Raw genomic sequence first — 19,783 nt, forward strand, 5'->3', positions numbered from 1 at the left:
CCGTTGGGATCTTGGTTTTTCTGTCTCGGGGGGCGTTACAGCTTGTCTGCGATCTGGGTCAGCCCGTCTGCCACCACGGCAGGATCGGTCAGCAGAACCTCGTGCCCGCCGGGAATTTCGATGGTGTCGAAATCGCCGAGCCACGTGGCCATGCCCTGCCATGCCCCCTGCGGGAGCGAGGCGTCATCGGTGGCCAGAAGGACGAATTTCGGCGCCGTGACATCGGCGAAGGATGCGGCATCGAGCTTGTGGGTGTAGTAGCTGAACGGCTGCGGCACCATGGTGTCGATGATCCGGCTGGCTTCCGCCTCGGGAACGCCGGCCAGCAGGACATGGCGCCAGAAGCCTTCGTCTACCGGCAGGCTGTTGTCGGGCGAGGCGGCCGCGGCTTCGGCGAACAGCTTGCCGAGATCGGGCGGCAGCGCCTGGAACAGCGAGGTGCCGTCCGGCACCAGGAAGGCATCGTGGAACACCACGGCATCGAGCTTGTCCGCGACCTTGCCCGCAGCCTGCTGCAGCAGCACGCCGGCAGCGGAATGGCCGACCAGGACCACATGGCCGTCATAGGCGGAGACCGCATTGACCAGAGCGGTCTCGATCTCGTCGAAGGTGACCGATGCGCGGTCGACCTCCTTGCCATAACCCGGCAGCCTGACGGCCTCGGCGGTATAGCCCCGCTTTTCCAGCTCCGCGATTACCCCGTCCCAGGCATCGGCGACATGCCAGGCGCCATGGACCAGGACGAAATGCTCGCTCTGCGCCGCCACGGCCGAGGCGGACAGCACAGCGGTCGCCGCCGCTGCGAGAGAGTTGATCAAGGCCTTCTTCATATGTGTTGCTCCCTGTCGCCCGATCTGTGTCAGGCTGCTTTTTCTTCGAGCTTCAGGTATTTGAAGAGCTGGGCGGCATAGTCGCTCACCTCCGGCAGGATCCGCCGCTTGATCGGTTCGTCGCGGTGCGGCAGGTCGACCTTGATCTCGGCGATGATGGTGCCGGGGCGCTCGCTCAGCACCAGGATGCGGTCGGACATCAGCACTGCCTCGGCCAGATCGTGGGTGATCAGGAGCGTGGTCTTGCCGGCCTCGGTGATGGTCTTGGCGAAGGCGTTCTGCAGCAGCAGCTTGGTCTGTGCGTCGAGCGCCGAGAAGGGTTCGTCCAGGAGGATGATCTCGGGGTCGATCGCCAGGGTACGCGCCAGCGCCGCGCGTTGCCGCATGCCGCCCGAGAGCTGATAGGGATAGTGGTTCTCAAAGCCGGCCAGATGGCAGGCCTTCAGCTCTTGCATGGCGCGGGCGCGGCGGTCAGCCTTGGAGACGCCACGCGCCTCGAGCCCGAATTCGATGTTCGAGATGATATCGCGCCAGGGCAGCAGCAGATCCTTCTGCAGCATGAAGCCGACATGGGCGTTCGGCCCGTGCACCGGCTGCTCGCTGACCAGAACTTCACCCCGGGTGGGCTGATAAAGGCCGGCGGTCATCGACAGGATGGTCGACTTGCCGCAGCCCGAGGGGCCGACCACCGAGACGAATTCGCCCTTGTCCACGCGAAAGCTGACGTCCGACACGGCGGTCATCTCGCCGCCGGCGGTGGTGGGGAAGGTCTTGGTGACCGATCGGAACTCAAGCGCCATAGCCGTTGGCCTCATAGGCGGCGTCGAGGTCGGCGTTGATGGCGGTCAGCTCCTCGGCCAGCAGCGCCTCGGTCCAGTCGGTGCGGCCCGACATCGGTGCGGGCAGGGCGCGTTCGGCCAGGGCGGCGGCGACGGCGGTATAGTCATGGGTGCCGGCGCCATAGATGGCCATCAGCGCCTCGGCGAATGCGACCTCGGCCTCGGTCAGCGGGCGGCCCTGGCATTGATGCGCCAGGTCGGGGCGGCTGGTGTCGCGGGCCCGTTCCGACAGCCTGTCCTTGAATGCGTCCATGTGTCTAGCCTCCATGCTGCAGCGATCTGTTCAAATATAAACAGTCTGTTCAAAAATTAGATTGAAGCAAGCCCGCCCTTCGAGTCAAGAAAATTTCGGGACCTCGACCTGTCCGGACAGGCCGCATTGACAATTGCCGCTGTGATCCCAACAATTCGCATAAGAACACAGCGTTAAATATTGAACACATCATGAGTCTCGCAACTGAAGGGGGTTTGGGGATGAAGAAACTGAGAATCGCTGTCGCTGGCGGCGGCGTCGGGGGGATGACCACGGCTTTGGCCCTGCAGGCAAAGGGGCATGAGGTGGCGATCTATGAGAAGGCGGGCGCCTTCGGTCGAATCGGTGCCGATGTGAACCTGACGCCCAATGCGGTGCATGCGCTGGACGGGTTGGGCCTGGGTGAGGCGTTGCGCGCCACCGGCGCCCGGTCGGAATTCCGCATCAGCCGGATGTGGGACGACGGCCGCGAAACCTCGCGCCTGCCGATGTCCGCCGCGGCGGAAGAGAAATACGGCGCACCTCAGCTCGCCATTCACCGTGCCGATCTGCTGGGCGCGCTGCAGGAGGCGCTGGCGCCGGGGACGATGCATTTCGGCGCCGGTGTCGCCGGGGTGGAGCAGGGGGCCGAGGGGGCCGTCCTGATCCTCGAGGATGGCACCCGGGTCGAGGCCGATGTGGTGATCGGTGCCGATGGCATCCATTCGGTGATCCGCACCGCGCTGTTCGGGCCCGATGCGCCAAAATTCTCCGGCCTGGTCTCCTGGCGGGCGGTGGTGCCGCGCGCCGCGCTCGAGGGGGCGGCGAACCTCGACAGTTTCACCAAGTGGTGGGGGCCTGAGGCGACCCGCCAGATCGTCACCTTCCCGCTGACCCGGGGCGAGGAAATCTTTGTCTTCGCCACCACCGGTCAGGACGGTTGGGGCGAAGAGGGCTGGACCCTGCCCGGCGATATCGAGGAACTGCGCGCGGCCTATGCCGATTTCCATCCCGAGGCGCGGGCGCTGCTGGCGGCCTGCGGCGAGGTGATGCAATCGGCGCTGCATATCCGCGAGCCGATGCCGCAATGGTCCAGGGGGCGGGTGACGCTGCTGGGCGATGCCGCGCATCCGATGGTGCCCTTCATGGCGCAGGGCGCCTGCATGGCGATCGAGGATGCGATCGTGCTGGCCCGGGCGCTGGACGCGGGGGCAGAGGATGTGCCCGCCGCGCTGACGGCCTATGAGGACAGCCGCCGCGATCGCACTGCCGCGATCCAGCGCGGCTCGCTGGCCAACGACTGGATGAAACAGGGCGGCAATGCTGATTGGGTCTATGGCTATCACGCCTGGAGCGCGCCGCTGGGGGAACCCGCGCCGGCGGCGTAAGCGAAAAGCCTGTCCCCGGGGCGTCAGCCCCGGGTCGCGCCCACCCTCGGGCCGGGCGCGACCCTCTGACCCTGGGCATGACCGCGCAACAAAAAGCGCCTAACAAAAAAGGGCGCCCTCGCAGGCGCCCAGTCACTCACTCACACGTTATGTCTCTTCAGGCGGCTTCGTATTTGACGCCGTCTTCGTCCGACTGGCCGATCACCGACCACACCGTTGCGGGCGCGGCGGAGTTGTTGCGGAACCAGTGCTTGCGCCCGGCCGGCGTCTTGACCAGATCGCGCGGGCCGAGTTCGGTTTCCACGATCTTGCCATTCTCTTCCCAGCCCACGATCAGCGCGCCTTCCAGCACCATCAGCGCATCCTCGACCGGACGCACGAAGGGCTTCACGCCGACGCGGCTGGGCACGCCCCACATTTCCTTGCGGCAGGTGTCGTTCTCGATCCCGCCTTTGCCGACATAGACCTTGCGGGTAAAGCCGGCGTCTTCCCAGATGGTCGGCTGTTCGTGGTGACGCACCACATATTTCGACATCAGCTGCTGCAGCGGGTGGCTGCCGTTGCGGTCGAACTTCAGGGTCTTGCCGGGCAGGGCGCCAAAGGTGCGGGCCAGCTCGGTCGGGTGTTCCTTGGGGTGATAGTGGTAGACCGGCGGCAGCGGCTTGCCGACATCGACCGAGATCGACATCATCACCGGCTCGACCCCGTCGACGCGGAAGCCATGGCCGATTTCGCGGGCGTTCAGGATCATGTCCTTCGGCCCGAGGTTGACCTCGACCACTTCGCCATCCTTTTCCCAGCCGACGATCAGCGCGCCGTCGATGATCAGGAAGCTTTCCTCGATCTCATGGCTGTGGCAGGCGGCGTAGTGGCCCGGTTCCTTGTAGATCAGCGACAGGGTGAAGTGATCGGGCTTCAGGGTCGAAGTGTCGCCGACCTTGGGCGAACCGCCGGCGCCGATATAGCGCATCTGGGCGCGGGCCAGTTCCTCGAACCCGGCGTTCGAGGGGAAAGCGTTCCAGTCGAACACCTTGTCGGTGAAGCGGCCGGTATGGGCCGTCAGGTCATCGGCCAGGGTGGTGGTCGGGGTTTGCACGTTCATGGCGGTATCCTCTTCCTCTGTCGCGCGGTCTGTCGTTGGATTCGGATCTACCAAGAAAGCGTTTTGCCGGCTATATGGCGTTTTATGGACAAAACACTCTCCGACTCACCCGATACCGCCGATCCACTGCTGGAGGATCGCTATATCGTGCCCGGCCTGGTGCGCGGGCTGCGCGCGCTGGCCGCCTTTTCGCCCGACCGGCAGGAAATGACGCTGGCCGATCTGGCGCGCGAACTGGGGCTCAGCCGCTCGGCCGCCTTCCGCACCGCCTATACGCTGGCGCAGATGGGCTTCCTTTTGCAGGAGCCGCGCAGCAAGGCCTATAGCCTGGGGCCGGCGGTGCTGCGGCTCGGCTATGGCTATATGGCGACGCGTGAACTGGTCGAGCTGGCCCTGCCCGAGATCGAACGGCTCAGGGACGAGACCGACTGGTCGACCCATCTGGGGGTACGGGATGGCGACCGGGTGCTTTACATGCTGCGCTGCCCCAGCCGGCTGGGGATGGGCAGCATCGTCCATGTCGGCAGCCGTCTGCCGGCGGCGGTCACCACCATGGGGCGGGTGTTGCTGGGGGATGTGGACGAACAGACGCTGATTGCGCTTTATCGCGATCAGGGCGCCGCGCCGGGGCGCAGCTTTGCCGATATCCGCGCCCAGTGGGAACGTGACTGCGGCGCCGAGACGGTCGAGCAGATCGGCAGTTTCGAGGCCGGCATCGCCTCGGTCGCGGCGCCGGTGCATGACATGTCGGGCCGGGTGATCGCGGCGATCAACGCGACAAGGGGGACCGAGGACAGCGGCCCGATCCCGGAAGAGGTGCGCGCGGCGGTGCGCGCCTGTGGCCATCGCATCTCGGCGCTCTTGGGCGGCGACTGAGCCGGCGGCTGTCGGAAATCGGCCCGGCGACTCGGGGGGCCGGAGCAAGATGAGGGGGGCGGGCTGCTGCCCTCCCATTGTTTTTCCAGACGCTGGCGATCTTTCCATCGGTGAGGATGTCGGAAATTTCTTCCCCGCAGTCGGAAGGCTGCGCCTCCCCCCCCTGATCCGTGACAGAGGATTATCAGGCAGCCGCTATCGGGCCAGATCAACCAGATCAATGTACGGCAGCGAGCCCGGCTTGGCGGGCAGGCGGACCGCGATCAGACCCGCATCCCGATGTCCTTTCCCCCGGGGGAAGGGCCCAGAGGGCGCCGTCTTGGCACGCGGTGCGATTGCGCGACGCCTTCCTGCTTGACGAGCGGAGCGGCATAGCCTAGTCAGCATCTGCTCCGAGCGGGTATAGCTTAATGGTAAAGCCCCTGCCTTCCAAGCAGGCTATGTCGGTTCGATTCCGTCTACCCGCTCCAGTATCTCCTGTAACGATTTGTTTTGTTGGGCAAATTTATGGGAGACATGTTGCGCTAGCCAACCCTGATAACACGAAATGAAACGCGGCTTCACAGGCTGAAGCTGAAGCCATGGTTTCCCGACAGGCGCTTTTCCCGCGCGCTGACGCTGGACAGCCTTGATCCTCCACACAAAGGGTGGCAACGCCCAGAAAAGTCTCTGCCGGTCATCGGCGGAGCGAGGTCGCCGAGCAGACGCTCATGCCCCCGCCATGCGACCGGCCAATCCGCCGAACAGAGAACCTGCCTTCATGGCCCCCTTCGACAAGCTCCTCCACAGACGTCGCGACAGCCGTCTGCGCCCCTTCTTGCCCGGTGTTGTCGCTGGGGTCCTCCTGGCAGCCCTCGGCGCCTCTCCGGGCGCCGATGCGGCCTCACGGCACATGATCACCGGAACCGCCAGCGTGATCGACGGCGACACCATCGAAATCCATGGCGCGCGGATCAGGCTGCATGCCGTTGACGCAATCGAAAGCCGTCAGCGCTGCCTTCTGTCAGATGGGACAGAATGGAGATGCGGCGCCGATGCCGCAAAGGCTCTCTCCGAGAAAATTGGACAGGCTCCAGTCGAATGCCGCGTGACGGACAAGGACCGATACGGCCGCTTCGTCGCCAAGTGCTTTCAGCGGGGCGAAGACCTCAATGCCTGGCTGGTCGCAAGCGGCTGGGCGGTGGCCTATCGCCAATATGGGAAGGACTATGTTTCGCGGGAGAGCGAGGCCAAGGCCGCGAAACGGGGCGTCTGGGCCAGCCAGTTCGTGATGCCCTGGGACTGGCGCCGCGGCAAGCGCTAGGGTCGCCCGCCCCGATAGGATAGGGCGCGATCATTGTCCAAGAGGCGCGGAGTGGGGCGGAGGGGGCTCAGGCTGTCCGGAAGCCTCCGTCGGTGCCGGGGGCTCTGCCCCCTTGCCCACAGCACATGATCGCAGTGGCTGCCCTGGCGCGCACAAGTGGCGGTTTCGCCTCAGACTTTGGCCGCGCGCTGCGCCTCGCGTTGATCCACCACGTCGGAAAAATTGTTGAAGAAATTGATCGTCAGCGTCTTGAGTTCTCTTTCGATCAGGCGGCTTCCAAAGCGCATGATCGCCCCATCCAGGTGCGACTGGACCACATAGGAGAGCTGGGTCTTGTCTTCCGAGGATCTGGTGAAGATGATGATGATATCGCCTTTTGCCAGGTCAGCAAGTCGCCCCCGGCCGCGTATCGCAATGCCAAGCTTGTCCGGTTTTCCCGACGTATCAAGTTCGATCACGCAGGGAACTTCCTCGTTGAGCCATGCGATGCGAACGCCGATCCGGGCCTCGAAGTGGTTTTCCGAAATTTGCGTCAGGCCGTTGCACTTTGGAATGCAACGCTGGAGCACGCGAGGCTTGCAGAACAGCGCATAGGTTCTCCCCCTTGGGGCGTTGATCGTCTTGCTGTCCTGAAATTTCATCGTCGGAACCTAGCTGAATTTCGAAAAGTCAAATTGGGTCATGTCATGACATTTACGATGGGCGCGTTTCGGAAGTCTTGCAAAAAATGACTGTGCGCGACAGATCGTGGGGGCGCGACGCGGAAAATTATAACGTTCATATTTCATCGCCCCTGTCGCGGGGGCCGGGGAAGCACTGAGAGAATGTGCCGTATCGGTTCCCTTGTCCTGATCCGGGTGAATGCTGGCGATGTCATCTCAGGCTCTCGGCAAGCTGGCGTCTTTCGGGCGGTCCGGGACCTTTCGGCGTAGCTTAGGACATCTTGCGTCAGTTCGGTTCAGATCGCGTGCGGGGGGGCGAAGAAGCCGCCTGTCCCACAGCTATCTTGACGCGAGAGACCGGATGTCTCCGGGAATGACCCTTGATCCTGCCGTTCCGAAGGCCGCGCGCCGACAAAGACAACTGTGCGCTTGACCCGCCTGTCGGGCGCCGCCATGAAACGGTCCGGGGCGGCAATGTCCGGTTTTCCCGCAGTTCAGCCAGATAAGGACCCGTCATGGCCCGCCGTTCCACCCAGACCCCCGCCGCCGTCAATGCCCCCGGGGCCGAAACCGATCGGGCGCGGTCGCGCCGGATCGGGGTGCTGGGGTCGCTCTGGCCCTATATGCGGCCCTATCTGGGGCTGATCATGGCGGCGCTGGTGGCGCTGGTCTTCACCTCGACGGTCTCGCTGATCCTGCCGCTGGCGGTGCGCCGGGTGGTCGACAGCTTCCGTGACGGCGAAACCCAGTTGCTCGATCAGTATTTCCTGGCCGCGCTTGGCATCGCCGGGTTGCTGGCCGTGGGCACCGGGCTGCGTTATGCGCTGGTCACCAAGCTGGGCGAACGGGTGGTGGCCGACCTGCGCAAGGCGGTCTTCGACCGGGTGATCGGCATGAGCCCGGAGTTCTTCGAACAGATCATGACCGGCGAGGTGCTGAGCCGGATCACCACCGATACCACGCTGATCCAGTCGGTGCTGGGCTCCTCGGCCTCGATCGCGCTGAGGAACATGCTGCTGTTCTTCGGCGGCATGGTGCTGATGCTGCTGACCTCGGCCAAGCTGACCGGGCTGGTGCTGTTGATCGTGCCGGCGGTGGTGGTGCCGATCCTGGTGCTGGGCCGGCGGCTGCGCCAGGTCAGCCGCGAGAACCAGGACTGGATCGCGGCCTCTTCGGGCAATGCCTCCGAGGCGCTGGGAGCGGTGCAGACGGTGCAGGCCTTCACCAACGAGGCCGCCACCCGCGCCCGTTTCGGCGAACTGACCGAGACCTCCTTTCAGGTGTCGCAGCGGCGCATCCTGACCCGGGCGCTGTTGACGGTGATCGTGATCTTCCTGGTCTTCACCGGCATCGTCGGGGTGCTGTGGATCGGCGCGCGCGATGTGCGGGCCGGGGTGATGTCGGACGGGATGCTGGTGCAATTCGTCATCTATGCGGTGCTGGTGGCCGGCTCGGTGGCCGCGCTGTCGGAAATCTGGAGCGAACTGCAGCGCGCCGCCGGCGCCACCGAACGTCTGGTTGAACTCCTGAATGCGGTGGACAAGGTGCAGGACCCGGCGACGCCGCGCGCCCTGCCGCAGCCGGCGCGGGGCGAGATCGCCTTTGAGGGGGTTACCTTCCGCTATCCGGCCCGGCCCGAGACCGCGGCGCTGTCGGATGTGTCGCTGCATATCCGGCCGGGCGAGACGGTGGCCTTCGTTGGCCCCTCGGGTGCCGGCAAGACCACGATCATCCAGTTGGCGCTGCGGTTCTACGACCCCGATCAGGGCCGGGTGACGCTGGACGGGATCGACCTGCGCGACATGGCGCGCGACGATTTCCGCCGCGCCGTCGCGTTGGTGCCGCAGGACCCGGTGATCTTCGCCGCCTCGGCGCGCGAAAACATCCGCTTCGGCCGACCCGGGGCGACGGATGCCGAGGTCGAGGCCGCTGCCATGGCCGCCGCCGCGCATGACTTCATCGTGGCGCTGCCGCAGGGCTATGACAGCTATGTGGGCGAGCGCGGCGTGATGCTCTCGGGCGGGCAGAAACAGCGGATCGCCATCGCACGCGCCATCCTGCGCGACGCTCCGGTGCTGCTGCTCGATGAGGCGACCAGCGCGCTCGACGCGGAAAGCGAACGGGCGGTGCAGATGGCGGTCGACGAGCTGAGCCAGAGCCGCACCACGCTGATCGTTGCCCACCGGCTTGCCACGGTGAAAAAGGCCGACCGCATCGTGGTGATGGAGGCTGGCCGCATCGTCGACATTGGCAGCCACCAGGAGCTGGTCGCGGGCGGCGGGCTCTATGCCCGGCTGGCGCGGCTGCAGTTCACCGACGGGGCGGCGGCGGAGTAGGGCGCTCTGCAATGCAAACCGGATTTTCTCGGCGAAACCGGCGCGCCGGGCGTCTCGATTGGCGCGACGTCATCCCCTCGGCCGCCTGATTTCCCAGGCCATCGCCTTGAAACCCGGCTGTTTTCCAACCAATCTGGCCTATGGGTGATCTTCCGCTCGCAAGATGACCCGGAAGCAAGCCGTCAGGGAGGACGTGATATGGGTTTTGCCGGAGTGCAGGATCGGCTGGCGATCGAAAACGAGATGGCCTGGGAACAGCGCGATCTTCCCAAGACGCTCTATCACATGCTGGCCGGGACGGCGCACAAGTATCCCAACGGCAAGGCGGTCAGCTATCAATTGCTCTCCGGTCCCACGGACAAGGCCGAGACGCTGACCTGGTCGCAGCTTTTGGCGCAGAGCTGCCAGGCGGCGAACCTGTTCCGCACGCTGGGGGTCGGCGAGACCGATGTGGTGGCCTGTGTCCTGCCCAATTGCAACGAAACGCTGCTGACCATCCTGGGCGGGGCGATCGCGGGGATCGTCAATCCGATCAACCCGCTGCTGGAGCCCGAGCAGATCGCGGCCATCCTGCGCGAGACCAACGCCAAGGTGGTGGTGACGCTCAAGCCCTTCCCGAAGACGGATGTCGCCCAGAAGGTGGCCGAGGCGGTACGCCATTCGTCCCATGTCAACACCGTGCTCGAAGTCGATCTGAACCGCTATCTGACGCCGCCGAAATCCTGGGTCGTCCCGCTGATCCGGCCGAAGATCGAAGGCAAGGCGATGATCGCCCACGCGGATTACGTCGATTTCCGAGCTGAGCTGAAGAAGCAGCCGACCCAGCTGACTTTCGAGGATGGCGGCAAAGATCGGGTCGCCTTCTATTTCCACACCGGCGGCACCACCGGTATGCCGAAAGTGGCGCAGCACAAATACTCTGGCGCGATCTATAACGGCTGGATCGGCAGCACGCTGCTGTTCACCCACGAAGACAACATGATGTGTCCGCTGCCGCTGTTCCACGTCTTCGCCTGCCACGTGGTGGTGATGGCGGCGCTCGCCTCGGGGGCGCATGTGGTGTTCCCGACGCCGGCGGGCTATCGCGGCGACGGGGTGTTCGACAATTTCTGGAAGCTGATCGAACGCTGGAAGATCAGCTTCATCATCACCGTGCCCACTGCCATCTCGGCGCTGATGCAACGACCGGTGAACGCCGACGTCAGCACGGTGAAGATCGCCTTCTCCGGCTCGGCCCCGCTGCCGGTCGAGCTGTTCCGGCGGTTCGAACAGGCGACCGGTGTCAATGTCGTCGAAGGCTACGGTCTGACCGAGGCCACCTGCCTGGTCTCCTGCAATCCGCCCGACGGCGAGAAGAAGATCGGCTCGATCGGCATTCCCTTCCCTTACTCCGACGTCAGGATCATGAAGGGATCTCCCGAGGGGCCGAAGCAATGCGGTGTCGACGAGATCGGCGAGATCTGCGTGTCCACCCCCGGTGTCTTCGCCGGCCATACCTATACCGAGGCGGCGAAGAACCTCGATCTCTTCTATGACGACAAGTATCTGCGCACCGGCGATCTCGGCCGGATCGACGCGGACGGCTATGTCTGGATCACCGGGCGGGCCAAGGATCTGATCATCCGCGGCGGCCACAACATCGACCCCGCCGAGATCGAGGAGGCGCTGCTGAGCCACGAGGCGGTGGCCTTTGCCGGCGCCATCGGTCAGCCCGATCCCTATGCGGGGGAAGTGCCCTGCGCCTATGTCGAGCTGGTCGAGGGCGCGGTGGTGACCCAGGACGAGCTGATGCAGCACTGCAAGATCCACGTTCACGAACGGGCGGCGCGGCCGAAGTTCGTGGGCATCCTCGACGAGCTGCCGAAGACCGCCGTCGGCAAGGTCTTCAAGCCGGATTTGCGCAAGATGGCGATCACGCGTATCTATAACGCAGCGCTGGAAGAGGCGGGCGTTCAGGCCCGGGTCGAAGGCGTGATCGACGACAAGACCCGGGGACTTGTCGCGCTGTTGCGGCGCAACGGTGCTGACGAAGGCGATGTCGCCCGGGTGCTGGGAGCCTTCACCAGCCCTTGGGAATGGGAAGAATGACACGCAACTACAGCGATCTGATCGACGAGGAGGTCTGGGCCTTCATCGCCAAGACCGCCGAGAGCTATCCCGACGATGCGGTGGACAATTCCGTCGGCGAACAGCGCCGCGTCTATGACGTGATGTGTCAGGCCTTTGCGCAGCCCTATCCCGACGGGGTGACGGCCAGCGATCAGTCGGCCGCCGGCGTGCCGGTGCGGGTCTATTCCGCCGGCACCCCCGACCGGACGGTGATGTATTTCCATGGTGGCGGTTTCGTGGTGGGGGGGCTGCACAGCCATGACGATGTCTGCGCCGAAATCTGCGCGCGAACCGGCTATCGCCTGGTCTCGGTCGACTATCGGCTGGCGCCAGAGCACAGCCACCCCGCCGCCTTTGACGACTGCTGGACCGCGACGGTCTGGGCGGCGAAGGAATTCGGCGATCCTCTGGTGCTGTCGGGCGACAGCGCCGGGGGCAATCTGGCGGCCTGCGTGGCGCATCATGCGCGCGGACGGCTCGACGGCATTCTGGGGCTGGTGCTGATCTATCCCGGCCTCGGTGGCGACGGCAGCGCACCCTCCTACCGTGAAAATGCCAATGCGCCGCTCCTGAGCGCGGCGGAGATGGCGTTCTATGAACGTGTCCGCCTGGCCGAGGGGCAGGAGAAGCCGACCGACGATCCCACCTATGCGCCGCTCCTGGACAGCGATTATGCCGATTTGCCGCCGACGGTGATCATCTCGGCAGATTGCGACCCGCTGCGCGATGATGCCCCGGCCTATGCCGCCAGGCTGCGCGCCGCCGGGGTCAGGGTGCATTGGATCAACGAACCCGGGCTGGTGCATGGCTATCTGCGCGCCCGTCATATGGCCGGGCGCGCCCGCGAGAGCTTTGAGCGGATCGAGGTCGCGATCGAGGCGTTGGGTCAGGGGCTCTGGCCCTACGACGATTGATCCTGCGCGGCTGGTTTTGGACGGCTTGGGGACGGTCAGTCGCCAAGCGCATCGAGCGCAGCCGATAATAGCCAACCGCCGTCGTCACCGCCAGCTTGCGCAGCCCGTGGAAGGGCAGGGGCCGCATCGGGGTGACCGGATAGTCCAGCGACTCGACCGGGGTGCCCATCGCCCAATCGGCCATCACCTTGCCCAGCAGCGTGCCCATGGCGACGCCCCGCCCGTTGTAGCCGAGCCCGGCCAGCATGGTCTCCTCCAGCAGGTGGAGATGCGGATAGTGATCGGCGGTCATCGCCACGAAGCCGCCCCAGGCATAATCCCAGCGTACCCCGGCGAGAGCGGGAAACAGGCTCACCGAGGCCTTGCGCAGCGCCTGCATCTGCAGCCGAGTGCCGCCGTCGGAATAGGCGCCACGTCCACCCATGATGAACCGTCCCGAGGGATCGCGCCGGAAATAGAGCAGCAGCCGGCGGGAATCCGAAGGCGAGTGCCCCTCGGGCAGGATATGCGCCGCGGCTTCCCCCAAGGGCTCGGTTGCCACCTGGATCGAGCGGACCGGGATCACCGTCTGCCCGAGCGGGGGGCAGAGGCCGTCGGTATAGCCATTGGTGCAGAGCAGCAGCCTATGGGCGCTGACCGCGCCCGTCTCGGTGCGGATGATATAGGCGGCGCCTTCACGCTCCAGCGCGATGGCGCGGCTGTGGCCGTAAATCCGTGCCCCGGCGCGGCGCGCCGCCTCGGCCAGACCAAGCGCATAGTTCAGCGGGTGCAGGTTGCCGCCGCGCCGGTCGATCAGCCCGCCGCGATAGGTCTCGGTTCCGATCAGCTCGGCGATCTCTTGGGGGGTCAGCGGGTCGACATCGGCGCCGCGGCGCTGCCATTGCCGCGCCACCTCGTGCAGATCGTCCCGCGCGGGTAGGGTATGGGCGGCGCGAATCCAGCCCACCTGCTGCGCATTGCAGCGGATCGCGTGGCGGCGAATCAGATCGAAGACCAGTTGCGCCGCCGCGCCTGAACTGCGCACCATCCGGCCGCCGGTGATTTCGCCATAATGGGCCACGGTGGTGTCGGGGGGGGCCTTCAGGCCGGGATTGACCTGCCCGCCATTGCGCCCCGAGGCGCCCCAGCCCGGCTGCTCGGCCTCCAGCAGGGCGACGGAAATCCCGGCTTCGGCCAGATGCAGCGCGGCGGAAAGCCCGGTATAACCGCCGCCGATCACGACGACTTCGGCCTCTTCGGTTGTGGTCAGCGCGGGATAGATCGGCGCGGGATTGGCGGTGGCAGCCCAGAGGCTGTTGGCGATCACCGCGGTCTCGTTCTGGATCATCGGCCTGTCCTGTCTGAGGTCGTTGCCGCCATTCAGGGTTGTGGCGGACGTAGGGTCAAGCCCCGGATCGGCCGATTGGCGTGAATGGGCGGCGACGCGCTGCGGGCGCGCCTCAGGCGCGGGCGTTCAGGAAAGCGCGCACGGTGGCCTCGAATTCGCGCGGCTTGTCGGCGTGCAGCCAGTGGCCGGCGCCGGCCAGCTTGACGAACCGCGCCTGCGGGAAAAGCTCGAGGATACGCGGGCGGTCCTCCGGCTTGACATAGGTCGATTCCGCGCCGGTCAGGAACAGGGCGGGGCCGTCCCAATGGCCGGTAACCGGCGGGAAGGAGAGAATTTCGGACATCTCCGCCTCGAGCACATCGAGGTTCAGCCGCCAGCGTTTTTCCTTCAGGTCGAGCGATTGGGTGAAGAAGCTTTGCAGCGCCTTGTCGACCCCGGCGGCGGCAAGCTGCGCCTCGGCGTCCGAGCGGCGTTCGACCTTGCTGAAATCCACCGCGCGCATCGCCGCGATATGATGCGCCTGACTGTGGCCGTAGGTGACCGGAGCGATATCGCCGACCACCAACCTGTGGACCATTTCGCCATGGCTCAGCGCCAGCATCATCGCGGCCTTGCCGCCCATCGAATGGCCCAGCACATCGGCAAGGCCGCCATGAGCGGCGATCACCTCGGCCAGATCGGCGGCCAGATCGGCATAGCGGTGCTGCGGCAGCCAGGGGCTCTGCCCATGGTTGCGCATGTCGACCGCGATCACCTGGCGTTCATCCGACAGCCGCTTGGCAATCACGCCCCAATTGCGCCCGGACCCGAAGAGACCGTGGGCAATGATCAGCGGCGGGCGGTCGGTGGCAGTGCCATGGAGGATGGTGTTCAGCATGGAAGTTGTGATAGCGCCGCCGCAACGTCAGCGCCAGACCCATTGAGCCCGCACGGCGCTGGCGCTATTTAGCTCCGATTGTTCCGCTGACCCGAGGCCCCGCCCGTGACCGAGCCTGCCCGAATCGAGATCCGAATCGAGGAAACCCTTATGCTTTTGCGAGAAAAGCTGGGGGCAGGAGGCAGCACGCTCAAGGGCGCGCTGAAACGGGCCAACCACCGGCTGCCGCGGCGGATTCGCGGCCAGGCCCGGCTGCTGGCCGAGGCGGAGGATTTCGCGCATCACCCGAAGCTTTGCCTGACGCTCGATGCGAAGGCTCTGGGCCGGGCGGCGGATGAGATCGCGGCCTATCTGAAGTCCATCGACCTGGTCGACCGGCGCAAGGGCTGGTGGCTGGGGATGCTGGGCGGTTTGGCCTTCAACATCCTGGCGCTTTTCGCGGCGCTGATCCTGGTTCTGCGCTGGCGCGGTTTCGTCTGAGTTCTGGGCGCGCGACAAGGGGCGGGTGAGGAAGGCGCCTTTGGCGCCTGCCTTCGGCGAGGATATTTTCAGCTAGAAAAAGGCGCAAGCCAGGCTCTGGCCTTCGGGGGGCCGGCTCGCGTAAGCAGGGGGTGGACAGAACAGGAGAGCCTCATGACATCGGTCTTTCACCTTGCCTATCACGTACGCGATCTGGATGCGGCGCGGGGCTTTTATGGCGGCGTGCTGGGCTGTGCCGAGGGGCGCAGCACCGAGACCTGGGTCGATTTCGATTTCTTCGGCCATCAGATTTCGTTGCATCTGGGCGAGCCCTTCCCGACCACCCGCACCGGCAAGGTCGGCGATCACATGGTGATGATGCCGCATCTGGGCGTGGTGCTGCCGCTGGAAGACTGGCTGGCGCTGGCCGACCGGCTTGCGGCGGCGGGCGTCGAATTCGATATCCCGCCCGTCGTCCGTTTCGAGGGCGAGCCGGGCGAGCAGCGCACGATGTTCTTCTTCGATCCCTCGGGCAACCCGATCGAGGTGAAGGGGTTCAAGGATTTCGCCGGGCTCTTCGCCAGCTGATCCGCAAGGAAAAACGGCCGCCCGAGGGCGGCCGTTTCGCTGTGCTGATCCGCGGGATCAGAGGTTCGGATAGATCGGGAAGCGCTTGAGGAACTCGGCCACTTCGCCGCGCACCTTTTCTTCGACCTCGGCGTTGCCGTCCTCACCGTTGGCGGCCAGCCCGTCGACCACCTCGATGATCCAGTCGGCGATCTGGCGGAACTCCGCCTCACCGAAGCCGCGGGTGGTGCCGGCGGGCGAGCCCAGGCGGATACCGCTGGTCACGGTCGGCTTCTCGGGGTCGAACGGCACGCCGTTCTTGTTGCAGGTGATATGGGCGCGACCCAGCGCCTTTTCGGTGGCGTTACCCTTGACGCCCTTGGGGCGCAGGTCGACCAGCACCACATGGGTGTCGGTGCCATGGGTCACGGTATCGAGCCCGCCCTTGATCAGCTGATCGCTCAGTGCCTGGGCGTTGGCGATCACCTGCTTGGCGTAGTCCTTGAACTCCGGGCGCAGCGCCTCGCCGAAGGCGACCGCCTTGCCGGCGATCACATGCATCAGCGGGCCGCCCTGGATGCCGGGGAAGATCGCCGAGTTCACTTTCTTGGCGATGGTCTCGTCATTGGTCAGGATCATGCCGCCGCGCGGGCCACGCAGGGTCTTGTGGGTGGTGGTGGTGACCACATGGGCATGCGGGAAGGGCGAGGGGTGCTGGCCGCCGGCCACCAGGCCCGCGAAATGCGCCATGTCGACCATCAGATAGGCGCCGACGCTGTCGGCGATCTCGCGCATCTTGGCGAAGTCGATCTGCCGCGGGATGGCCGAGCCGCCGGCGACGATCAGCTTGGGCTGATGTTCGTTGGCCAGGTCCTGCACCTGATCATAGTCCAGCAGGTTGTCCTGCTTGCGCACGCCGTATTGCACCGCGTGGAACCATTTGCCCGACTGGTTCGGGGCGGCGCCATGGGTCAGGTGACCGCCGGCATCCAGGCTCATGCCCAGGATGGTATCGCCGGGCTGGATCAGCGCCTGATAGACACCCTGGTTGGCCTGCGAACCGGAGTTCGGCTGAACGTTGGCGAAGTCGCAGCCGAACAGCTGTTTGGCCCGGTCGATCGCCAGGTTCTCGGCGATGTCGACGAACTGGCAGCCGCCATAATAGCGTTTGCCCGGATAGCCCTCGGCATATTTGTTGGTCATGACCGAGCCCTGCGCCTCCATCACGGCGGCGCTGACGATGTTCTCGCTGGCGATCAGCTCGATCTCGTCGCGCTGACGTCCGAGCTCGAGCTGGATGGCCTTGGCGATCTCGGGATCGCGGTCGGCGAGGGGCTGGGTGAAAAAGCCGGTGTCACGGGTGGGCGCGCTCATGGTAACTCCCATCATCTGCGGTGGATGGCGGCGTTCCTACTGGAAAGGCGCGCGCGCGAAAAGCCCGGAATGCGACGTTTCGCTAGGTTGCGACGGCAAGACTGGTCAAGCGTGGAAAGGTATGGTTGTTTCGGAACCGATTGTATAACACCGGAAACCCCTGCCATGACCCTGAAAATCGCGTTCCTCGCAAGCCCGGCGCCGGTGGCGCAGGCGGCGCGGACCGAGTTGATCGAGCGCTATGGCGATTGCCTGCCGGAGGAGGCGGATGTGATCGTGGCATTGGGCGGCGACGGGTTCATGCTGCGCACCCTGCACGCGACGGCGGAACTGTCGGTGCCGGTCTATGGGATGAACCGGGGCACCATCGGTTTCCTGATGAACGAATATGACGAAGATGATCTGAAGGCCCGGCTGACCGAGGCCGAGGAGGAGATCATCAATCCGCTCGCCATGACGGCGATGGACCGGCAGGGCCAGATGCACAAGGCACTGGCGATCAACGAAGTCTCGCTGCTCAGGGCCGGGCCGCAGGCGGCCAAGCTCAAGATCTCGGTCGACGGACGCCTCAGGCTGGCGGAACTCGTGTGCGACGGGGCGATGCTGTCGACGCCGGCGGGATCGACCGCCTACAACTATTCCGCCCATGGGCCGATCCTGCCGATCGGCGCCGATGTTCTGGCGCTGACCGCCATCGCGGCGTTCCGGCCACGGCGGTGGCGCGGGGCGCTGTTGCCAAAGACCGCCAAGGTGCGCTTCGATGTGCTCGAGCCCGAAAAGCGGCCGGTGATGGCGGATGCGGACTCCGCCTCGATCCCGGATATCGACTGGGTGGAAATCCGCTCCGAGCCGCGGATCCGGCACCGGATCCTGTTCGACCCCGGCCATGGGCTGGAGGAGCGGCTGATTTCGGAACAATTTACCTGATTTTCTTTGCCGGGATGGGCGATATCCTGATCAAAGTCACAGAAATGACCGCAAATCCATGCTATCTTGATCATGTTCGCTAGGCGAGCCCCGTCTCCGTGAGTGTCGGTCGGGGGAGTGACCATAGGATCAAAGATATTTTCAAGCACCCGGGCGTGGAAAGCTTTCCACGCCCGGATTTTTTGCTGTTCACCCCAGTCTCGCCCAGAGTGGGTCGCACATCCGGCCGACACGCTCTTCGATGGCGATGCAGGCGTCCACCGCCAGATCCTCGCGCCAGCGGCGGGCGACGATCTGCACATTGATCGGCTGCGGGCCCTGGGGCAGATTGGCCAGCCGCGCCGGCACGCAGCCCGCGGGCAGGCCCATGTAGTTCATCGCATAGGACCAGAAGGCTGACCCCAGAGCCTCGCGCATGCCCTCGACGCCGTCGAGATCGCGGTCGGGGGCGAAGAAGGGCTGCGGCAGGAAGGGGGTCAGCACCAGCGGATAGTCTTGTTGAAGCTCTGACCAGGCGCGGGCGTAATAGGTTCGCTTCGCCATCATCTGCAGCAATTCGGTGCCCTCATAGGGCGGGAACTGGCTGAAGTATTCGTCAAAGACATCGTTGATCGCCTTCGACCCCTGGGCGCGGATCGCCGGCTCCATCAGGGCCAGCACTTCGCCCATCAGGGCGCGATAGCCGACGATACCGGCTTCATGCAGTAGCGGCGGGTCGATCTCTTCGACCTGATAGCCGGCATCGACCAGCGCGTCGCGCGCGGTGTCGAGCGCGGCCGAGACCTCGGGGTGCAGATCGAAATCATAGGTCTCCTTGGTGAAGCCCACCTTGATCGGGCCCTCCAGCGCCGCGCCGCGCCAGGGCAGGGGCACATGGAACGGATCGCGGGCGTCCGGCGCGATCAGCGCGGGCATCGACAGATGCAGGTCGGCGGCCGAGCGCACGATCAGCCCCTGCACCGACATGGCCTGCGCCAGCATGCCGCGTTCGGCGGTCTGGCTGGGGTTATAGGCGGCGACGCGGGACAGTCCCGGTTTCACCGTCACCGCACCATTGGCGGCCGCGGGAAACCGCAGCGATCCGCCGATATCGTTGCCATGAGCCAGCGCGCCGATCCCCGCCATCACCGAAGACCCGGCGCCGCCGGACGATCCGCCCGGAGAGATATGGGTGCCCCAGGGGTTCTGGGTCCGGCCGAACAGCGGGTTGTCGGTATCGGCCCGGAAGGAAAATTCCGGCGTGTTGGTGCGCCCGATCACCACGGCGCCGGCCTTCAGCAGATTGCTGACCACCGGGGCGTCGCCGGGCGCGATCACATCCTTCAACGCCACCACGCCATTGGAATTGGCCTGGCCGGTCTGGTCGACATTGATCTTGATGGTCACCGGCACGCCGTGCAGCGGCCCGCAGGGGGCGCCGGCAGCGCGGGCTTGGTCGAGCGCCCTGGCGCGGGCGCGCGCCTCTTCGGCCAGGGGCACGACGACGGCGTTCAGCCTGGGGTTCACCGCCTCCATCCGGGCGAGGTTCGCCGCGATCACGGCTTCGACGGTCACGTCGCCGGCGATGGTGCGGGCGGCGGTTTCGGTGGCGCTCAGGCGCCAGAGGTCTTTATCTGACATGTCAATCACTCTCCTGCGCGGGCCAGCCTAGGTCAGGCGGG

17 protein-coding genes, 1 tRNA gene and 1 pseudogene are annotated in these 19,783 nt (G+C 65.5%); 10 read left to right on the forward strand and 9 right to left on the reverse strand.

Features of this window, described 5'->3' with window-relative positions; genetic code table 11:
- Window positions 1-35: 35 nt before the first annotated feature.
- The 3 genes from ACN0V4_RS14200 to ACN0V4_RS14210 are packed head-to-tail and all read right to left on the reverse strand — an operon-like array spanning window position 36 to window position 1,922.
- Entirely contained in the window at window positions 36-830 is a 795-nt protein-coding gene (locus ACN0V4_RS14200; RefSeq protein WP_417677201.1) for an alpha/beta fold hydrolase, read from the reverse strand.
- A 29-nt stretch (window positions 831-859) separates the two neighbouring features.
- Complete coding sequence (locus ACN0V4_RS14205; RefSeq protein WP_417677203.1) at window positions 860-1,630, reverse strand: ABC transporter ATP-binding protein; 771 nt, start codon at window positions 1,628-1,630, stop codon at window positions 860-862.
- The gene (locus ACN0V4_RS14210) at window positions 1,620-1,922 is read right to left on the reverse strand and encodes a recombinase-like helix-turn-helix domain-containing protein (RefSeq protein WP_417677205.1); all 303 of its coding nucleotides are present in this window, start codon (window positions 1,920-1,922) and stop codon (window positions 1,620-1,622) included. Before ACN0V4_RS14210 ends, ACN0V4_RS14205 begins: the two co-directional genes overlap by 11 nt.
- A gap of 221 nt (window positions 1,923-2,143) precedes the next feature.
- Between ACN0V4_RS14210 and ACN0V4_RS14215 the strand changes: the two genes are divergently transcribed.
- On the forward strand, window positions 2,144-3,289 hold the full coding sequence (locus ACN0V4_RS14215) for an FAD-dependent monooxygenase (protein WP_417677207.1): 1,146 nt from the start codon (window positions 2,144-2,146) through the stop codon (window positions 3,287-3,289).
- Between the two features lie 157 nt (window positions 3,290-3,446).
- On the opposite strand, the gene ACN0V4_RS14220 is transcribed toward ACN0V4_RS14215, so the two are convergent.
- The gene (locus ACN0V4_RS14220) at window positions 3,447-4,391 is read right to left on the reverse strand and encodes a cupin domain-containing protein (protein WP_417677209.1); all 945 of its coding nucleotides are present in this window, start codon (window positions 4,389-4,391) and stop codon (window positions 3,447-3,449) included.
- A gap of 84 nt (window positions 4,392-4,475) precedes the next feature.
- On the opposite strand from ACN0V4_RS14220, the gene ACN0V4_RS14225 reads away from it, so the two are divergent.
- The 3 genes from ACN0V4_RS14225 to ACN0V4_RS14235 all read left to right on the forward strand — a co-directional run bounded on the left by ACN0V4_RS14225 (window position 4,476) and on the right by ACN0V4_RS14235 (window position 6,570).
- Window positions 4,476-5,267, forward strand: a complete 792-nt coding sequence (locus tag ACN0V4_RS14225; RefSeq protein WP_417677211.1) for an IclR family transcriptional regulator — start codon at window positions 4,476-4,478, stop codon at window positions 5,265-5,267.
- 396 nt (window positions 5,268-5,663) lie between these two features.
- Window positions 5,664-5,737 (forward strand) — tRNA-Gly (locus tag ACN0V4_RS14230).
- Window positions 5,738-6,027: 290 nt separating this feature from the next.
- Window positions 6,028-6,570 (forward strand): thermonuclease family protein, encoded by a 543-nt coding sequence (locus ACN0V4_RS14235; protein ID WP_417677213.1) that lies wholly within the window; start codon window positions 6,028-6,030, stop codon window positions 6,568-6,570.
- A gap of 170 nt (window positions 6,571-6,740) precedes the next feature.
- Here ACN0V4_RS14235 and ACN0V4_RS14240 read toward each other — a convergent pair whose 3' ends face one another.
- Window positions 6,741-7,211: a CoxG family protein gene (locus tag ACN0V4_RS14240; RefSeq protein ID WP_417677215.1), complete on the reverse strand. Its 471-nt coding sequence runs from the start codon at window positions 7,209-7,211 to the stop codon at window positions 6,741-6,743.
- Window positions 7,212-7,747: 536 nt separating this feature from the next.
- Here ACN0V4_RS14240 and ACN0V4_RS14245 point away from each other — a divergent pair.
- The 3 genes from ACN0V4_RS14245 (at window position 7,748) to ACN0V4_RS14255 (ending at window position 12,591) form a co-directional block, all read left to right on the forward strand.
- Complete coding sequence (locus ACN0V4_RS14245; protein WP_417677217.1) at window positions 7,748-9,568, forward strand: ABC transporter transmembrane domain-containing protein; 1,821 nt, start codon at window positions 7,748-7,750, stop codon at window positions 9,566-9,568.
- A gap of 198 nt (window positions 9,569-9,766) precedes the next feature.
- Window positions 9,767-11,656 (forward strand): acyl-CoA synthetase, encoded by a 1,890-nt coding sequence (locus ACN0V4_RS14250; RefSeq protein WP_417677219.1) that lies wholly within the window; start codon window positions 9,767-9,769, stop codon window positions 11,654-11,656.
- Window positions 11,653-12,591 (forward strand): alpha/beta hydrolase, encoded by a 939-nt coding sequence (locus tag ACN0V4_RS14255; protein WP_417677221.1) that lies wholly within the window; start codon window positions 11,653-11,655, stop codon window positions 12,589-12,591. The genes ACN0V4_RS14250 and ACN0V4_RS14255 overlap by 4 nt, the downstream gene beginning before the upstream one ends.
- Before the next feature lie 184 nt (window positions 12,592-12,775).
- On the opposite strand, the pseudogene ACN0V4_RS14260 reads toward ACN0V4_RS14255, so the two are convergent.
- Both ACN0V4_RS14260 and ACN0V4_RS14265 read right to left on the reverse strand, forming a co-directional pair.
- Window positions 12,776-13,918, reverse strand: a pseudogene (locus ACN0V4_RS14260) (NAD(P)/FAD-dependent oxidoreductase); the annotation flags it as partial.
- A 112-nt stretch (window positions 13,919-14,030) separates the two neighbouring features.
- Window positions 14,031-14,795 (reverse strand): alpha/beta fold hydrolase, encoded by a 765-nt coding sequence (locus ACN0V4_RS14265; RefSeq protein WP_417677223.1) that lies wholly within the window; start codon window positions 14,793-14,795, stop codon window positions 14,031-14,033.
- A 150-nt stretch (window positions 14,796-14,945) separates the two neighbouring features.
- Here ACN0V4_RS14265 and ACN0V4_RS14270 point away from each other — a divergent pair, with 150 nt between their 5' ends.
- The gene (locus ACN0V4_RS14270) at window positions 14,946-15,275 is read left to right on the forward strand and encodes a hypothetical protein (protein ID WP_417677225.1); all 330 of its coding nucleotides are present in this window, start codon (window positions 14,946-14,948) and stop codon (window positions 15,273-15,275) included.
- Between the two features lie 153 nt (window positions 15,276-15,428).
- The gene (locus ACN0V4_RS14275; protein WP_417677227.1) at window positions 15,429-15,842 is read left to right on the forward strand and encodes a VOC family protein; all 414 of its coding nucleotides are present in this window, start codon (window positions 15,429-15,431) and stop codon (window positions 15,840-15,842) included.
- Window positions 15,843-15,899: 57 nt separating this feature from the next.
- On the opposite strand, the gene glyA is transcribed toward ACN0V4_RS14275, so the two are convergent.
- Complete coding sequence (gene glyA / locus ACN0V4_RS14280; RefSeq protein WP_417677229.1) at window positions 15,900-17,195, reverse strand: serine hydroxymethyltransferase; 1,296 nt, start codon at window positions 17,193-17,195, stop codon at window positions 15,900-15,902.
- Window positions 17,196-17,360: 165 nt separating this feature from the next.
- Between glyA and ACN0V4_RS14285 the strand changes: the two genes are divergently transcribed.
- On the forward strand, window positions 17,361-18,122 hold the full coding sequence (locus ACN0V4_RS14285; protein ID WP_417677231.1) for an NAD kinase: 762 nt from the start codon (window positions 17,361-17,363) through the stop codon (window positions 18,120-18,122).
- A 189-nt stretch (window positions 18,123-18,311) separates the two neighbouring features.
- Here ACN0V4_RS14285 and ACN0V4_RS14290 read toward each other — a convergent pair whose 3' ends face one another.
- Entirely contained in the window at window positions 18,312-19,742 is a 1,431-nt protein-coding gene (locus tag ACN0V4_RS14290) for an amidase family protein (protein WP_417677233.1), read from the reverse strand.
- Window positions 19,743-19,783: the final 41 nt, after the last annotated feature.

Origin of the sequence: Pseudodonghicola sp. (genome assembly GCF_048268305.1) — a bacterium.
GTDB lineage: Bacteria > Pseudomonadota > Alphaproteobacteria > Rhodobacterales > Rhodobacteraceae > Pseudodonghicola.

Coding starts and splice junctions, on each gene's coding strand:
- ACN0V4_RS14200 (WP_417677201.1), bottom strand. CDS start 830: ATGAAGAAGGCCTTGATCAACTCTCTCGCAGCGGCGGCGACCGCTGTG.
- ACN0V4_RS14205 (WP_417677203.1), bottom strand. CDS start 1,630: ATGGCGCTTGAGTTCCGATCGGTCACCAAGACCTTCCCCACCACCGCC.
- ACN0V4_RS14210 (WP_417677205.1), bottom strand. CDS start 1,922: ATGGACGCATTCAAGGACAGGCTGTCGGAACGGGCCCGCGACACCAGC.
- ACN0V4_RS14215 (WP_417677207.1), top strand. CDS start 2,144: ATGAAGAAACTGAGAATCGCTGTCGCTGGCGGCGGCGTCGGGGGGATG.
- ACN0V4_RS14220 (WP_417677209.1), bottom strand. CDS start 4,391: ATGAACGTGCAAACCCCGACCACCACCCTGGCCGATGACCTGACGGCC.
- ACN0V4_RS14225 (WP_417677211.1), top strand. CDS start 4,476: ATGGACAAAACACTCTCCGACTCACCCGATACCGCCGATCCACTGCTG.
- ACN0V4_RS14235 (WP_417677213.1), top strand. CDS start 6,028: ATGGCCCCCTTCGACAAGCTCCTCCACAGACGTCGCGACAGCCGTCTG.
- ACN0V4_RS14240 (WP_417677215.1), bottom strand. CDS start 7,211: ATGAAATTTCAGGACAGCAAGACGATCAACGCCCCAAGGGGGAGAACC.
- ACN0V4_RS14245 (WP_417677217.1), top strand. CDS start 7,748: ATGGCCCGCCGTTCCACCCAGACCCCCGCCGCCGTCAATGCCCCCGGG.
- ACN0V4_RS14250 (WP_417677219.1), top strand. CDS start 9,767: ATGGGTTTTGCCGGAGTGCAGGATCGGCTGGCGATCGAAAACGAGATG.
- ACN0V4_RS14255 (WP_417677221.1), top strand. CDS start 11,653: ATGACACGCAACTACAGCGATCTGATCGACGAGGAGGTCTGGGCCTTC.
- ACN0V4_RS14265 (WP_417677223.1), bottom strand. CDS start 14,795: ATGCTGAACACCATCCTCCATGGCACTGCCACCGACCGCCCGCCGCTG.
- ACN0V4_RS14270 (WP_417677225.1), top strand. CDS start 14,946: ATGCTTTTGCGAGAAAAGCTGGGGGCAGGAGGCAGCACGCTCAAGGGC.
- ACN0V4_RS14275 (WP_417677227.1), top strand. CDS start 15,429: ATGACATCGGTCTTTCACCTTGCCTATCACGTACGCGATCTGGATGCG.
- glyA (WP_417677229.1), bottom strand. CDS start 17,195: ATGAGCGCGCCCACCCGTGACACCGGCTTTTTCACCCAGCCCCTCGCC.
- ACN0V4_RS14285 (WP_417677231.1), top strand. CDS start 17,361: ATGACCCTGAAAATCGCGTTCCTCGCAAGCCCGGCGCCGGTGGCGCAG.
- ACN0V4_RS14290 (WP_417677233.1), bottom strand. CDS start 19,742: ATGTCAGATAAAGACCTCTGGCGCCTGAGCGCCACCGAAACCGCCGCC.